Source organism: Vibrio zhugei (genome assembly GCF_003716875.1).
Taxonomy (GTDB): domain Bacteria; phylum Pseudomonadota; class Gammaproteobacteria; order Enterobacterales; family Vibrionaceae; genus Vibrio; species Vibrio zhugei.
Window position 1 is genome coordinate 1,811,176 of record NZ_CP033078.1, and the last position, 15,021, is coordinate 1,826,196.

The 15,021-nt window shown below is 46.2% G+C and carries 12 protein-coding genes; 5 read left to right on the forward strand and 7 right to left on the reverse strand.

Annotated elements, in window-relative coordinates; genetic code table 11:
* Positions 1 to 36: 36 nt before the first annotated feature.
* Positions 37 to 2,178, reverse strand: coding sequence for a fatty acid oxidation complex subunit alpha FadJ (gene fadJ / locus EAE30_RS13655; RefSeq protein WP_123016422.1), 2,142 nt, complete (start codon positions 2,176 to 2,178; stop codon positions 37 to 39).
* Entirely contained in the window at positions 2,175 to 3,470 is a 1,296-nt protein-coding gene (fadI, locus tag EAE30_RS13660) for an acetyl-CoA C-acyltransferase FadI (protein ID WP_123016423.1), read from the reverse strand. Before fadI ends, fadJ begins: the two co-directional genes overlap by 4 nt.
* Positions 3,471 to 4,123: 653 nt before the next feature.
* Here fadI and EAE30_RS13665 point away from each other — a divergent pair.
* Positions 4,124 to 5,395, forward strand: coding sequence for an outer membrane protein transport protein (locus EAE30_RS13665; protein ID WP_123016424.1), 1,272 nt, complete (start codon positions 4,124 to 4,126; stop codon positions 5,393 to 5,395).
* 110 nt (positions 5,396 to 5,505) lie between these two features.
* Here EAE30_RS13665 and EAE30_RS13670 read toward each other — a convergent pair whose 3' ends face one another.
* Complete coding sequence (locus EAE30_RS13670) at positions 5,506 to 5,979, reverse strand: low molecular weight protein-tyrosine-phosphatase (RefSeq protein WP_123016425.1); 474 nt, start codon at positions 5,977 to 5,979, stop codon at positions 5,506 to 5,508.
* A gap of 154 nt (positions 5,980 to 6,133) precedes the next feature.
* Between EAE30_RS13670 and cobO the strand changes: the two genes are divergently transcribed.
* Complete coding sequence (gene cobO, locus EAE30_RS13675; RefSeq protein WP_123016426.1) at positions 6,134 to 6,733, forward strand: cob(I)yrinic acid a,c-diamide adenosyltransferase; 600 nt, start codon at positions 6,134 to 6,136, stop codon at positions 6,731 to 6,733.
* Between the two features lie 67 nt (positions 6,734 to 6,800).
* On the opposite strand, the gene EAE30_RS13680 is transcribed toward cobO, so the two are convergent.
* From EAE30_RS13680 to apbC, 3 genes are all read right to left on the reverse strand, one after another.
* On the reverse strand, positions 6,801 to 8,915 hold the full coding sequence (locus tag EAE30_RS13680) for an AsmA family protein (RefSeq protein WP_123016427.1): 2,115 nt from the start codon (positions 8,913 to 8,915) through the stop codon (positions 6,801 to 6,803).
* A 92-nt stretch (positions 8,916 to 9,007) separates the two neighbouring features.
* On the reverse strand, positions 9,008 to 9,649 hold the full coding sequence (gene udk, locus EAE30_RS13685; protein ID WP_123016428.1) for a uridine kinase: 642 nt from the start codon (positions 9,647 to 9,649) through the stop codon (positions 9,008 to 9,010).
* Positions 9,650 to 9,831: 182 nt separating this feature from the next.
* Positions 9,832 to 10,905 (reverse strand): iron-sulfur cluster carrier protein ApbC, encoded by a 1,074-nt coding sequence (gene apbC, locus EAE30_RS13690; protein WP_123016429.1) that lies wholly within the window; start codon positions 10,903 to 10,905, stop codon positions 9,832 to 9,834.
* A 161-nt stretch (positions 10,906 to 11,066) separates the two neighbouring features.
* Here apbC and metG point away from each other — a divergent pair, with 161 nt between their 5' ends.
* The 3 genes from metG to EAE30_RS13705 all read left to right on the forward strand — a co-directional run bounded on the left by metG (position 11,067) and on the right by EAE30_RS13705 (position 14,153).
* Positions 11,067 to 13,115, forward strand: coding sequence for a methionine--tRNA ligase (metG, locus tag EAE30_RS13695; RefSeq protein ID WP_123016430.1), 2,049 nt, complete (start codon positions 11,067 to 11,069; stop codon positions 13,113 to 13,115).
* A gap of 215 nt (positions 13,116 to 13,330) precedes the next feature.
* Complete coding sequence (locus EAE30_RS13700) at positions 13,331 to 13,738, forward strand: hypothetical protein (protein WP_123016431.1); 408 nt, start codon at positions 13,331 to 13,333, stop codon at positions 13,736 to 13,738.
* A complete protein-coding gene (locus tag EAE30_RS13705; RefSeq protein WP_123016432.1) occupies positions 13,719 to 14,153 on the forward strand; it encodes a hypothetical protein in 435 nt (144 codons plus the stop codon). Before EAE30_RS13700 ends, EAE30_RS13705 begins: the two co-directional genes overlap by 20 nt.
* Positions 14,154 to 14,219: 66 nt before the next feature.
* On the opposite strand, the gene udp is transcribed toward EAE30_RS13705, so the two are convergent.
* The gene (gene udp, locus EAE30_RS13710; RefSeq protein ID WP_123016433.1) at positions 14,220 to 14,978 is read right to left on the reverse strand and encodes a uridine phosphorylase; all 759 of its coding nucleotides are present in this window, start codon (positions 14,976 to 14,978) and stop codon (positions 14,220 to 14,222) included.
* Positions 14,979 to 15,021: the final 43 nt, after the last annotated feature.

Genomic DNA, 15,021 nt, shown 5'->3' on the forward strand with positions numbered 1-15,021 from the left:
AGGCACACGGGTCGATACTCGATTGATGTTGCTGCTCTATTTATCACGGTTATCGTCCTCTTGATGCTCCTGCAGCTCAACCCAACGTATTAGAGCATCACTGGGCTGGTAATGATCACCGTATTTTTTCGCGTAATCGTTCATCAAACCCAATAATGCTCTCACGCCCATATGACGCATGTAATAAAAAGGACCACCTAAAAATGGGGGGAAGCCGAATCCAAATATTGCCGCAATATCCCCATCACGCTCCGAATCAATCACAGACTCATCCCAGCAACGCGCGGCTTCATTGAGCATAGGGAGAACACAACGCATCGCAATGGTTTCCGATGTTAAGTGATTTTCTGGTACGACATCCAGTTGGTCATATAACTGAGGATTGACCGTTGACGATTTTTTATCTCGGTAGTCGTAAAAACCCAGTGCTGATTTTTTCCCCGACCATTGCTTATCAAGCATGACTTGCAGTATATCCGGTCCGGTAAAGCGATCACCCAACTCTTTCACCATCACGGAAATCACTTTATTGCAGACATCAAGCCCTACCGCATCAAGCAATTTAAACGGTCCGACTGGGAAACCAAACTTGGTCAACGCTCGATCAATATCGCGAATGGGCTCCCCGTTACTCAGCATCACTAGCGCTTCTCGCAAAAAGGGCGCGAGGATACGATTGACATAAAAACCAGCACTGTCTTTGACAACAATCGGCGTTTTCCCTTGTTGTCTGGCAAATTGTACTACGCGCTCAATCGTCTCCAGAGATGTGCCTTGATGAGGGACAATTTCCACTAACGGCATTTTTTCAACAGGACTGAAATAATGCAGACCAATCACTTTATCTGGCGCTTCAGCAGCCGCTGCGATTTGGCTTATCGGAATAGAGGACGTATTAGTGGCAAACAGAGCGGACTTGTCCGAACGCGCCTCCACCTCTTTTAGCATTGCCTGCTTCAAGGTTAAATCTTCAAAAACGGCTTCAATCACTAATTGGCATTGCACCATACCATTCCAGTCGATGCCGCCAGATAAACGCCGCATATGTGTATGCTTCTCACGAGAAGTCATACGCTGAGCCCGTACTTTTGTCTTCAACGTATCGTGACAGTGTCGCAAAGCCGCCAACACGCCTGAATGATGAATGTCTTTGACCCTGACGTTGGCTTTAGCATTCACCGCACTGACGTAGCTGATGCCCGCCCCCATCAATCCGCCGCCCAATACCATGACATGAGTGATTTCTTGGTCATCTTCTGACTGTTGCTCCCGTTTTAGCGCCGTCGTATCATGAAACAGCCGACGCAGGGCCTGAGACTCCTCGGTCATCGCTAAACAACCAAATTGTTCCGACTCACTCTCGAGCCCAACGGTAAACCCGCCTCTCAAACCGCTATACATGACATCTAAAATGGCATTCGGCGCTGGATAATGTCCGCCCGTTTTTTCCATCATTTTATGGCGAGCACGCCTTATCACTTGTTTGGTCAAGAGGTGTGAATGAACCAATAGATAATTCAACCATCCACTTGACTGCCACTGATCTAGCGGCCGTTTACGGATCTTGTTCTTCAGCAGCGCGTCCTTAGCAATAGTTAACAATTGATGTTGCGACACCACCTCATCAACCAAACCTAGTTGTCGTGCTTTCTTAGTAGAAATCGTCTTACCTGTCATGATGAGGTCCATCGCCGCTAGAACACCTATCAATCTTGGTAAACGTTGTGTGCCCCCAGCGCCAGGAAGCAACCCCAAGCGTACCTCAGGCAAAGCAAAGTTGGTGGTTTGCGCATCGCTGGCAATACGGTAGTCGCAGGCAAGCGTCAGCTCCAAGCCACCGCCTAAACAAGCCCCATGAATAGCCGCAATAACAGGACACGGTAAGCGAGATAAACGTTGAAACACTTGCTGACCTTGCCGAGCAAGATTGCGGGTTTTTTCTGCGCTTTTGCATCGGTCAATCATGGAGACATCCGCGCCAGCAATAAAATGATCACGCTTTAGTGAGTAGACAATGACTCCCTTGGGTGGACGAGCCTCTAACTCCGTTAAGATATCGCCGACATCGTGAAACGCTTCAGCTTTCAATGTATTCACAGTCGCATCTGGCACATCAACGGCTAGCCACACAATACCTTGCGAATCACGTGTATGAGAAAAACCACTCGGTTCTGTCATGACTCCACCTCCAAAATCATCGCCGCTCCAAGACCACCAGCCGCGCATGCCGTCGTAAGGCCCAATCCACCACCACGTCGGCGTAATTCATGCAGGGTTTGTAAGATCATTCTGGCGCCTGTCGCCGCAAAAGGATGACCATAAGCAATGGAGCCGCCCAACACGTTGAACTTTTGCGGATCAATATCGCCGATTGGGGTTGTCTTACCTAACTGCTGCTGCGCAAAAGTCTTACTGGCGAACATCTTCACATTCGCGAGGACTTGAGCTGCAAACGCTTCATGCATATCGATCAGAGTCAAATCGTCCAACGTTAAACCACAACGTTCTAAGACTTTTGGCGTAGCATGTGCAGGCCCCATCAGTAACGCCTCTTGTGCCGATAAACCTGCAAAGGCGTAATCTTTCAAGTAACCAAGAATAGGAATCCCTAGTGACTTGGCCTTTTTCTCGCTCATCATTAATAACGCTGCCGCGCCATCCGTCATGGGCGAGCTATTGGCCGCAGTCACTGACCCGTGATGCCGGTCAAAAGCGGGGCGAAGTGATTGGTACTCAGAGAGTAAGGCCTCTGGACGTAACGTATTATCGCACTCCATCCAATCCGTATAAGGCTTGGGATAGATAGGCATGACTTGAGAAGATAGGAACCCAGAATCCCAAGCGGCTTGTGCTTTTTGATGGGATTGGTACGCGAACTGATCTTGTTCCAAGCGGGAAATACTCATGGATTTTGCCATTTTTTCCGCGGCTTGCCCCATCGTCTCTCCAGTGGAATACTCAGCAACGGCTGGCGGCACAGGTAGGTAATCTTTGGCTTTAAGACCTCTCAGTTGCTTGACTTTCCCCCACAAGGTTTTCTGTTTATTCATCGCGAGTAAGCTTGCTGCCATTGCGCGCGAGACACCAATCGGCAAGACAGAACTCGAATCGGCACCACCTGCAATTCCTGTTGTGATACGTCCTTGCCAAATCGCATCCGCAATGTTTGCCACAGATTGAAAGCTCGTGGCACAAGCCCGGGTCACCGAATAAGCATCCGTGGTGACGGGCATACGGCTACCCAGCACAATTTCTCGGGCAATATTGGGTGCCGAAGGCATCTGAATGACTTGCCCAAACACCAACTGCTCAATACTGTTTGCATCGACTGGCGAGCGCAACAACAATTCATCCACGACCTGTTGCCCAAGCTCTAATGCGGTCAGCGCTTGCAGTGACGTACTTTGACGAGCAAACGGCGTGCGCAGCCCTGCAACAAATGCGACTCGATCCTGCGGTTGGGTGACCATAACACCTCTCCCTTTTTATGGTGCGTTATCATAAGTGTACTAACAAAGGGGGGCTTCGCCAGCGCCGCACTAGCAAACATGATGCAGGTAACATAAAACGACATGAAAATAGCTAGGCATCAGAAATAAAGACAAAAAAAACCACACAGAAAACTGTGTGGTGAGGATGTAGAGTGATTCGCTTATGCTCATCAAAACAATCAGACAACTGATTGGAAAAAGTAAAGTCAGCCTTCAAAAAGAAACGTCATCTTGCTCATACGCTAGTCTGACGACTAACGAGATGACAGGGGCAACTATAATACGTGGGGCGAAATAAATATTGGTTTAGATCAAACTTGAGTTCGTTTGTTTTATCATTCCCTTCTCAGAAAGGGAAAAAACGAAAGTGGCTATACCGATACAAGGCCTTCTTATTCACATCCCTAGCCCGCCATATGATGAGTCACTAGCAAGATCAAATAGAGTTATTACTCTAAATATTACTCATTTCCCGCATTTTTGCCCTTGTTTGCGCTAATTTCTTACAAATTGTCACCATTTTTTGCAATGGTCGGATATGTATCTTATACACTTGCCTCTAGTATCAGCCCGAAATTGAGTATTAACTCAAAAATAATGCCCCTAAGAGGCAGATTAGTAGGATAAATAAGATGAAAAAGACGCGCTTGTATCAAAAAACTCTGCTTGCCGTGGCTATAGGCCTCGTGACCCAGCAAGCCTCTGCCGCCGGTTTCCAGCTCAATGCTCAATCCGCCACCGGCCTCGGCCGCGCTTTTGCTGGCGATGCCGTCATTGCTGATAATGCTTCTTCCATGGCTCGTAATGCCGCAACCATGGCGTTATTTGATAAGAAAGCTTTATCGTTAGGCGTTGAAACCATCACCACAAAGATCGACGTGAAAAACGCGACCTATAATGGTGCCATTCCCATCGACGATGTGGACGATGCAGGCAGCACTTCCATTGCCCCTAACTTCCATTTAATTGTTCCGGTCAATAACACGTTTGCTTGGGGCGTGAGTGCTTACACCAACTTCGGGACCAAAACGGAGTTTTCTGATGATTACATTGCCTCAGAATACGGCGGTAAAACCGACCTAAAAAGCCTCAACTTAGGATTGGCGGGCTCTTACCGATTAAACCAGCAATGGAGTTTCGGCGCAGGTATTGATGTCATTTATGGACAAGGTACATTGCAACGCTATGCCAGTAAAACCATTGCACAAGCGAGTTCGCTAAAATTAGGCAGCACCGTACCGACAGGTACTGCGCTCGTTGACGTCGACAAAGCCGATGGTTGGGCTGTGGGCTTTAACCTAGGAACCGTCTACGAAGTGGATGAGAACAACCGTTTTGGTCTTGCTTACCACTACAGCCCAAGATTCACGGCAAAAGACGATTACGGCCAAAAAATTACACTGCCATTGCCTGATATTGCTGAATTCTCTGGCTTTCATAAAATTAAAGACACCAAGTTTGCCGTACACTACAGTATTCAATGGATCGGTTGGGATTCTTTTGACAATATCGACTTTGATAACTTAGATGCCAGACAATCTCCTCTGGTACGTGCAACCTCGGGTACGAGCTATAAAAAGCCCTACCAATGGCACGACGGTTGGCACTACTCGATTGGCGGAACCTATTACATGACCGAAGCGCTCACATTACGTGCCGGTTATATGTATGACACCAGTGCGCAAGATCAATTAACGTCCATTTCAGTTCCTGACTCGGATCGCCAATGGTTCTCTGCCGGTGTGGGTTATAAACTGTCTAAGAACTCAACCATTGATTTCGGCGCCACTTACTTGTTGGGTGATAACGAAGACGTGACAGAAAAAGGCTCTGGAACGGTTTTGACTGCAACGACCAAAGCCGATGCAATCTTACTCGGATTACAGTTTAGCCATACGTTCTAACTCGTGCGCTCAATGGTATAAACCTTGTTCGCACCGAGAAGAGAGCGCTCTTTTTTCATCGATGCGAACGGCCCCCTAATCATCACGTTTCCATGGTTAGGGGGCTTTTTTTATGCAGGATTTAAGGTCGGCAAACGCAGCGCAGCCGCTTGCTCGAGTAAATCGAGGACATAAGAAAACCCTTGCCCTCCCCCATAATAAGGATCTGGAATCTCTTCCGTTTCAAGCCCTAATCCAGCCAATAACAAAGAGACTTTCGATTGGTATTGCGCTGGACACATTGCTTTAAGATCCGCAAGATTTTGCTCATCTGCTGCAAAAATATAATCGAACACTACAAAATCTTGCTCAACAATGGGTCTTGAGTAGAGACCCGAAAATGAGTAGCCCCTCTGTTTCCCCGCAGCTTGTGTTCGTGGATCTGGTGTTTCACCTTCATGAAAGGCCATCACACCGGCGGAGTCAATCTCAATACGGATACCAAGCTCTTGCGCCTTACGTTCAAATACCACTTGTGCGGTTGGCGAACGACAAATGTTGCCCATACACACCATCAATACTTTGATCGGTTTTTGACTTGTCATATTGTCTCCTTTGATCGTCGTCATTCATTGTGAGCGACCTACTTCGCCACATCAATCTCTACTCAATCACGTGGATTTTCCTCATCAATCGATTGCTCTCTAATAGTACAATAGAACACAGAGCATTTTCTCTTTTACGAAGTAAGGATCACATATGTCAGACCAAGCACAAGACCGACACAAAGCACGACAACAAAAAGTCAAAGAAAATGTCGATGCACGAATCGCCGCTGCTCAAAAAGAACAGGGTATTTTTTTGGTGATTACGGGAAACGGCAAAGGCAAATCGACTTCAGGATTTGGCACGATTACTCGCGCCGTTGGCCATGGTCAGAGATGTGCAGTGGCACAATTTATTAAAGGTACATGGGAAAATGGCGAGCGCAATGTGTTAGAAAAACTCGGCGTTGAATTTCATGTCATGGCCACGGGATTTACTTGGGAAACACAAAACAAAACCACAGACACCGCCGCCGCTCAACTTGTCTGGCAAGAGTGCGTAACAATGCTCAGCGATCCGTCATTAAACGTCGTTTTATTGGATGAACTGACCTATATGACCAACTTTGGTTACATCGATCTGGATGAGGTGATTAGCGCGATACAACATCGTCCACCTATGCAATCGGTCATAATCACTGGTCGCGCTGCACACCGGCGTTTAATCGAGATGGCGGATACCGTTTCAGACATCAAAAATACCAAACATGCTTTCGATTCAGGCATAAAAGCATTGCAAGGCGTTGATTGGTAATTCAAATAAAAAAGCTCTAGAGACGATATTGTCTTCTAGAGCTTTCATGAGAGGTGATGAACTTAGATTAGTGGAATAATCCCTTAATCAAACCATCGACGACTTTCTTGGTTTTCTCGTCTTTGATTTTGTCATCGAGTTTTTTCAATCCACGATCTAACTCTTTGTGGGCTTTTTGCTTTAATACATCATCAAAGACCAACTTAAATTTTGGATCGGTCCATTTACCATGAATATTCAAAGGAATAGTGACGTCTCGTAACTCGTCTATATCCTTACCGCCTTGCCCTTTAAGGCTTTTCACTAAGGAAGTACGTACCAACATATCCATGGTTTCATTGATGTAATTAGCCTCACCCTGCCCTTGAATACGTAATAACGGTGACTGCAGATACACGTTAGTGACATTTGCCACACCTTGGTCCAAGGCTACTTTGGCCGTCAGAGAGCTAAAGTCGGTTTTTTTCGGGGCATTATCTTCAATTTTTTGCCCTTTAATACGCGCATACGTCGTGCGAATCAATTGAGCAACGTTGATACCATTGATCGAACCATCCGTAAACGCCATATCCAACGTTCCTTCTAAGTTCTTCTTCAGTATCTCTGGGGTTAGACCTGCACCCTCTACATTAAAATCGGCATTCATGTTACCGGCTAACCATTGCTTCTCAGTCAAGTCCTTGAGCAGAGGTAACGCAGCCACGTGTTTGATCGTCCCATTCGCCTTATACGTCGCGGGTAAATCATTGCCGTCTAATGTTGCTTTCGCATTGATGTGCCCCTCATATAAATCCGCGTCGAAGCGTTTCAATAATGCTTTGCCCTGCTGAACAGCAACATCCACAGTGACGTTCTGCAACTTCGCATTGGCGGCTTTGAATTTCTTCATTTTCACTGAGCCAGAGACATCCAAACCCGCTAGTGCACTTAAATCAGGTTCTTCGGCTTTCTGAGCAACCAGCGATTGGTCATGGTTTTTCGCTGGCACCGCTTTATTACTGTCTTGCGATTTGGGCGTTTTAGACACTAAAAATGGGTCGAGATCAACCTCATCACTAGCCAGTGAAAATCGGATTTTGGGGGTATTGGCTAGGTTAGCATTGACGCTCCCTTGCCATTGCATTTGATTGACATCCAACGTATCGAAGGTGAATTGCGCCTGTTGATTCTCAACATCATACTCCCCATTCGCGGCAAGGGTCAGTGTCATTGGTGAAGTAGGCAAACTCTCACCCAGCAGCTTACTATCCAGCGTCAGTTTTTCCAATCGTAGATGCTTCATTGCCTCATCAAGCGTCACAGACGCATCACCACTGGCTGATAGCTGCATATCATTGGCTTTACCAGACACCTGATAATGAATGTGATTGTCCTTGGCCAAGCCTAACGACTCTGCACTCAACTCCGCTTGTTTAATACGCACGGCCTTATCACTGTAGCTGGCTTTAAGATCCAGATTGCGTAGCGCACTTTGTTGCCATTGCTTCGCCACATTCAGTTCCGTGGTCCCTGAAATCGCGAAGGTTTGTTGATTGTGTTTCCCTTTCGCGCCGAACGTAACATCCGACCATTGATTCATGGCAAAATCATCCAAGGTTAACTGCAAATCGTACAGTTTCATGAATGTTTTTGTCTTTTGATCTTGGATATCCAATACACCATTGACGATATCCACGCCTTGTACCGATAACTCCCACGGTTGCGAGCCTTCAGAGGTTTTCACCTTATCGGCTGGCAGGTCTTGTGATAGTGAAGATTGTGCTGGTTCTTGAGTGCTGTCAGCAGACTCTGGCGCCTTAAAACTGTCCAAATTCGATTGACCATTTTTCAAGGTTTCAAGGTGTACTTCGGCCCCCTCAAGACGTACATTACCAATATTTAACTGATGATCGAGCAGCCCGAATAAGGACACATCAATCCCGACTTCATCGACTTTAAACAGGTTCGCAGAAGAATAACCTTGAGGATTTTTCAATTCCGTTTTGCCGAGTTGAAAACCAATCGATGGGAAAAACTGCCAGCTAATATCGCCACTAATGACAAGATCCAAGCCAGTTTTCTTTTTCACTTGGTCAACAATTAATGGTTTAAACTGATTAGGATTAACAAAAATCACTAATACGAGCACACAACTAACAATGAGCGCTAGCAGCGTACCGAGTACAATCGAAAGCTTCTTCATCTCGGGGTATCCTTTCGGTAAAAAAAAGTGGCACATCAGTGCCACTTATATTAGTTCAAAGTTTCTAACTCTTTGCCATTATTCAGTTAAAATTATGATTTTAGCAATTTAGAAATATGTGCTTTAAGAACATCAATGGCAATTCGATTCTTACCACCACGTGGGACAATGATGTCCGCATGTTGTTTGGAGGGTTCAATAAATTGCAAGAACATAGGACGGACCGTTTTCTGATACTGATTCAATACCGACTCCATCGTACGACCACGTTCTTCCACATCCCGCTTAACACGGCGCAGCAAACAAATATCTAAGGGCGTATCCATGAACACACTCGCGTGCATTAAGTTACGCAAACGAGGTTCCGTTAATAACAAAATGCCTTCCAAAATGATGACTTTTTTTGGTGTCATGCGTGTTGAGTGTTCTGTCCGAGTATGTTCACTATAACTATACTCAGGCACATCAACAGGCTCGCCGCGCACCAACTGCTCTAAATGCTCGCACAACAATTCATGATCCAACGCACTAGGGTGGTCATAGTTTGTTTTTACACGTTCTTCCATACTAAGATGACTCTGATCTTTGTAGTAGCAATCTTCCGTAATCACCCCAATTTGATTATCGCCAACCTTTGCGCGAAGTTCTTTGTAGACAGTACTTGCGATCAAACTCTTTCCAGAGGCAGAAGCGCCAGCGATACCAATGATGACGCATTGATTATAATCAGACATGTATTAGCACCCGATACGTGATAAATGTGAGGATTTAGGTAAACCGCCTGATTATAGGGAGAACAGGCCAGTTATACTAGATTCTAACAAGGAAAATGCAGCGGAAGTAGACTGTTTGCTTAACAAACCAACAGAAAGAACGATTACATTCTTTCTGTTGCCAACGTGAAAATCCATCAAACCTATACCAAGGCGATATCGATTGCATCCGGTTTCACATGCCCTTGCCAATACAATGTCGAGGCAATACGCTCGGCCAACTGCAAATAATCGCCAGCATGTTCACTTTCAGGGCGTCTTGCAACCGTAGGGATGCCAGCATCGATGTCTTCTCGCATGGCAATATGCAACGGTAATTGCGCCAGCAGTGATAAACCACATTCTGCAGCTAAAGTCTGGGCACCACCGCTACCAAATAAGGCTTCCTTTGCTCCACAATGACTGCAAACGTGATAACTCATGTTTTCCACAATGCCTACTACTGGCACGTCGACTTCATCAAACATTGCCGCGCCCTTACGTGCATCGGCCAGCGCCAGATCTTGCGGTGTCGTCACGATCACCGCTCCCGTCACTGGAATTTGCTGAGCCAGCGTTAACTGGATATCGCCCGTTCCCGGTGGCATATCAATCACCAAATAGTCAAGATCAGGCCAATGCGTTTCGCGTACTAACTGCTCCAGCGCTTTTGATGCCATTGGCCCGCGCCAAATCGCGGCATTCGCTTTATCAATTAAATAACCAATTGAATGGGTATATATCCCTTGAACCTCGATCGGCTGCATCCATTTATTGTCTACCACGCCCGGTTTGGCGTCTGTGGTTCCCAGCATGAGCGGCACAGAGGGACCATATACATCGGCATCGAGCAGTCCGACTTTGGCACCTGAATGAGATAACGCCAATGCCAAATTTACGGCCGTAGTCGACTTGCCCACGCCCCCTTTGGCTGATGTCACCGCAATCACATTTTTCACTCCCCGAATCGATTTATCGACGGTGGTGCGTAACGTGCTCGGTCTCACCAATATTTCATAGGCAATACAGTCTATCTGGTTGTTTTCAATTTGAGTCTCAATCCATTGAGCCAGTTGCTCTTTAATCTCTTTGGCCGCGAAAGGCAGTACTACACGCAATAAATGCTCATTCGACAAAGTCACCACATGCGGCTGATCGGCCCAATTGGCAATCAAATGAGGATGAGAAAATTGGTTAAGCCACACGCAGAAATCGTGTTTGGACGCGAATGAATGCATAAGTCCTCCTTTTTCTTCCATGCTAGCACTCAATCTCTTGAGAAAGAAGCCTGAAAAAGTTCCTCGATCCATGTGGACTGTGGCTTGGCGTTCTATCTATCATAAGGTAGTATAATCCCCCACTCTTTTATAATACCTATCAAAAAAGCGAATAATTAAGTATGGCAACTGAACCGAGAAAAATTCTGGTAACTTGTGCCCTTCCGTACGCTAACGGTTCTATCCACTTGGGTCATATGCTTGAGCATATCCAAGCCGATATTTGGGTTCGTTACCAGCGCCTACGAGGCAACACAACTAACTTCATCTGTGCGGACGATGCTCACGGCACGCCAATCATGCTTAAAGCGCAACAGATGGGTATCACGCCAGAAGAAATGATCGCAGGTGTCAGCCAAGAACATCAGCAAGATTTTTCAGGGTTTAACATCAGTTTTGATAACTATCACAGCACTCACAGTGAAGAAAACCGTGAGTTAGCCTCACACATTTATCTAGAACTGAAGAAAAATGGCTTTATCTCAAGCCGTACCATCTCTCAGCTTTTTGATCCAGAAAAAGAAATGTTCCTTCCCGATCGTTTCGTTAAAGGCTCTTGCCCGAAATGTAAAGCGGAAGATCAGTACGGCGATAACTGTGAAGTCTGTGGTGAAACCTATAGCCCGACAGAATTGATTGATCCTCGTTCTGCGGTATCTGGCGCAACGCCTGTATTAAAAGACTCTGAACACTTCTTCTTTGACTTGCCGCAATTCGAAAGCATGCTGAAAGAGTGGACACGTTCAGGTTCACTCCAGACCGAAACCGCCAATAAAATGCAAGAATGGTTCGAATCGGGTTTACAACAATGGGATATTTCCCGTGATGCGCCGTATTTTGGCTTTGAAATCCCAGGCGAGACTGGCAAGTTCTTCTACGTTTGGCTTGATGCGCCAATTGGTTACATGGGCTCATTCAAAAATCTGTGTGATAAGCGCGATGACTTAAACTTTGATGATTACTGGAAAAAAGACAGTTCAGCAGAGCTTTATCACTTCATTGGTAAAGATATTGTTTACTTCCACAGCTTGTTCTGGCCTGCCATGCTTGACGGTGCAGGTTACCGCCAGCCCAACAATGTCTTTGTGCACGGTTACGTTACGGTAAACGGCGCAAAAATGTCCAAATCAAAAGGTACGTTCATCAAAGCAAGTACGTACTTACGTCACTTGGATCCTGAATGCCTGCGTTATTACTATGCTGCTAAATTAAACAATCGTATTGACGACCTTGACCTAAACTTAGACGATTTCACACAGCGTGTGAACTCAGATATCGTCAATAAAATCGTCAACCTAGCGTCTCGTAATGCTGGCTTCATTACCAAACGTTTTGATGGCAAGCTCTCTGCTCAATTCGCAGAGCCAGAACTGTATCAGTCGTTCGTTGACGCTGCTTCTCATCTTGGTGAACTCTTCGAAAACCGTGAATACAGCCGAGCGATTCGCGAAATTACCGCCTTGGCGGATAAAGCAAACCAGTACATTGATGAAAAAGCACCTTGGGTTATCGCCAAGCAAGACGGTCAAGAACAAGCGCTGCAAGACATTTGTACCGTCGGACTCAACTTATTCCGTGTTTTAATGACGTATTTGAAACCCGTCATGCCATTATTGGCCGAGAAAACGGAAGCGTTCTTAAACCAAGAATTAACGTGGGAAGGCATACAAACACCGCTGACGGATCACTCTATCAGCCGCTTTAAAGCGCTCTTTAACCGCATCGATCCTAAACATGTAGAAGCCATGCTGGAAGACTCCAAAGAAGTGGTCGCGGCAGAACAAGCCGTTGTAGCAGCGGCGGCTCAAGCTCAGCAAACGCAATTGGACAAAGACCCCATTGCCGATGAAATCGAGTTTGATGATTTTGCCAAAGTCGACATGCGTATCGCTAAAATTGTGTCTTGTGAATCCGTACCAAAAGCGAACAAACTACTGAAGTTTCAGCTAGATATTGGCGGAGAAATGCGTCAAGTGTTCTCGGGGATTAAGGCGGCTTATCAACCAGAAGAACTGGTGGGTAAATACACCGTCATGGTTGCGAACTTGAAACCACGCAAAATGAAATTTGGTATGTCTGAAGGGATGATCCTTGCGGCAGGCCCTGGTGGCGATGAATTGTGGATTTTGGAACCTCATGAAGGGGCTCAACCTGGCATGCGTGTAATGTAACGCGTGCTTTTCTCTGAGCGTCAATCACAAAGCCCGTGTTCTATCTAACACGGGCTTTTTCTATTTTGCAGCACCGCTTTGGGCGCATTACGCACTCAGTTGGTGCACGCAGAGCTGCATCATAATTATAACTCATTGATAAATATTAACTTATAGAGTTGGCATTAAGCATGCTAAGTTCTTACATACTCATGTACCCCAACCGGGAGTCAGTTATGTTTATCTTGGTTACGATAATCATTTCGTTGGCGATACTGGCCGCGATTTATCAATACTCTCAACGTCAGCAAGCGATAATGCAGCGTCAGTACGATGTGTTGGTTCAGTTGCGTGAGCTTCTTCATTTAACCCATCAACACCGCAGGATCACTCACCTGTCTTTATTGCATGCTGAGGACCATACCTCTGAAATTGAACGACTTCAGCAAGAGATCAGTGTGCATTCCAATCACCTTATCTCAACAGTGCATCTAGATAACAAACCCATGTATCGTATCTTCCAAACGAAATTGGCAGAAGTGATGAGCAACTGGCCCAACTACTCACTAAGCCGCAACCAAATCATTCATGGTAAAACCCTTCGTCATGGCATGTTCTTGATTGATGAAGTGGTCTTGGGATGAAGTGGTCTTGGATTGGTTACTGACCTCCAATAAAGAGCTGCTCTGTGATGAGTACCATCAACAATGGCAAATGGTCGTTGATAGCCTTGATGCATTAACTCAATTGCACATTTGTATCGCGGATCTCGATTCGGAGTCTGGCCAACAGCGCTTCTTACTTTATGCTGATATCGTTTATAAAAAGGTCAATCAGCTTTCCTTTATTAGCGCGTTACCGATCTCAACCCCTGATTGTTTGTTGGCTTTGCAAGCACTTCAACGCTGCTCTCATGAGCAGACGGTATCACTTGATGCTGACGAGCTTTATCATCGGATGCACTCGCTGTCTATGGCGATTGCCAATGAATACGATCTGATCCTCAGTCGGCTCACCAAAACATTATTCATTCCTTTACCCAAAATGGTCATGGCCTAGACTGCACGAAAAAGCCCCATGATGAGCATTCATCATGGGGCTTTTTAATTCTTAGAACCATCGCTGTTATAGCAGTTTACGTGCCGCTTCAACCACCACCTGAATTGAGCGTGTTTCCGCTTTCTTCAATGTCTCATGGTCTGGGGTTTCCGCTTGCGCACGGTTAATAATCACCCCAGCAACACATCCGGCTTTCAAGCCAGAGCTCGCGCACATGGTCAGCAAGGTTGCCGATTCCATTTCAAAGTTCAACACGCCCATTTCCTGCCACTCTTTCATCGAGTCTTGGAAACGGCGAACCACACGACCACTGAACGTATCGTAACGCTCTTGACCAGGATAGAAGGTATCTGAAGATGCCGTGACCCCTGTATAGACTTGCGCCCCACTTTCTTGCGCCGCTTGCTTCATTGCCGTCGCGACATCAAAATCGGCCACGGCGGGAAACTCCATCGGTGCAAAATGCGAACTGGCTCCATCAAGCCGTACCGAGCCTGTGGTCACAATCATATCACCCACATTGACATGTGGCTGAATCGCACCGGTCGTACCAACACGTAGGAAGGTTCTTACACCAAGTTGAGCCAATTCTTCAACAGCGATTGACGTTGATGGGCCGCCAATACCAGTAGAACAGACCACGACCGCTTTCCCATCCAACTCGCCACGATATACCGTATATTCACGCTGACTGGCAAGAAATGTCGGGTTATCCATCAAGTTTGCAATTTTTTCAACGCGCGCAGGGTCGCCAGGAATGATCGCCAGTGTCGCACCTTGCAGATCGGTCTTAGTGACGCCTAAATGAAAAACAGCTTGAGTCATAAGATACTCCTTAGTCGGCTTATTCAGCTCTTAATAGTTATGA

Excerpts from the sequence above, each read along its gene's own strand:
- cobO (WP_123016426.1), top strand. The coding sequence starts at position 6,134 with ATGTCAGACCAAGCACAAGACCGACACAAAGCACGACAACAAAAAGTC.
- fadJ (WP_123016422.1), bottom strand. The coding sequence starts at position 2,178 with ATGACAGAACCGAGTGGTTTTTCTCATACACGTGATTCGCAAGGTATT.
- EAE30_RS13680 (WP_123016427.1), bottom strand. The coding sequence starts at position 8,915 with ATGAAGAAGCTTTCGATTGTACTCGGTACGCTGCTAGCGCTCATTGTT.
- udp (WP_123016433.1), bottom strand. The coding sequence starts at position 14,978 with ATGACTCAAGCTGTTTTTCATTTAGGCGTCACTAAGACCGATCTGCAA.
- EAE30_RS13670 (WP_123016425.1), bottom strand. The coding sequence starts at position 5,979 with ATGACAAGTCAAAAACCGATCAAAGTATTGATGGTGTGTATGGGCAAC.
- udk (WP_123016428.1), bottom strand. The coding sequence starts at position 9,649 with ATGTCTGATTATAATCAATGCGTCATCATTGGTATCGCTGGCGCTTCT.
- metG (WP_123016430.1), top strand. The coding sequence starts at position 11,067 with ATGGCAACTGAACCGAGAAAAATTCTGGTAACTTGTGCCCTTCCGTAC.
- apbC (WP_123016429.1), bottom strand. The coding sequence starts at position 10,905 with ATGCATTCATTCGCGTCCAAACACGATTTCTGCGTGTGGCTTAACCAA.
- EAE30_RS13705 (WP_123016432.1), top strand. The coding sequence starts at position 13,719 with ATGAAGTGGTCTTGGGATGAAGTGGTCTTGGATTGGTTACTGACCTCC.
- EAE30_RS13700 (WP_123016431.1), top strand. The coding sequence starts at position 13,331 with ATGTTTATCTTGGTTACGATAATCATTTCGTTGGCGATACTGGCCGCG.
- fadI (WP_123016423.1), bottom strand. The coding sequence starts at position 3,470 with ATGGTCACCCAACCGCAGGATCGAGTCGCATTTGTTGCAGGGCTGCGC.
- EAE30_RS13665 (WP_123016424.1), top strand. The coding sequence starts at position 4,124 with ATGAAAAAGACGCGCTTGTATCAAAAAACTCTGCTTGCCGTGGCTATA.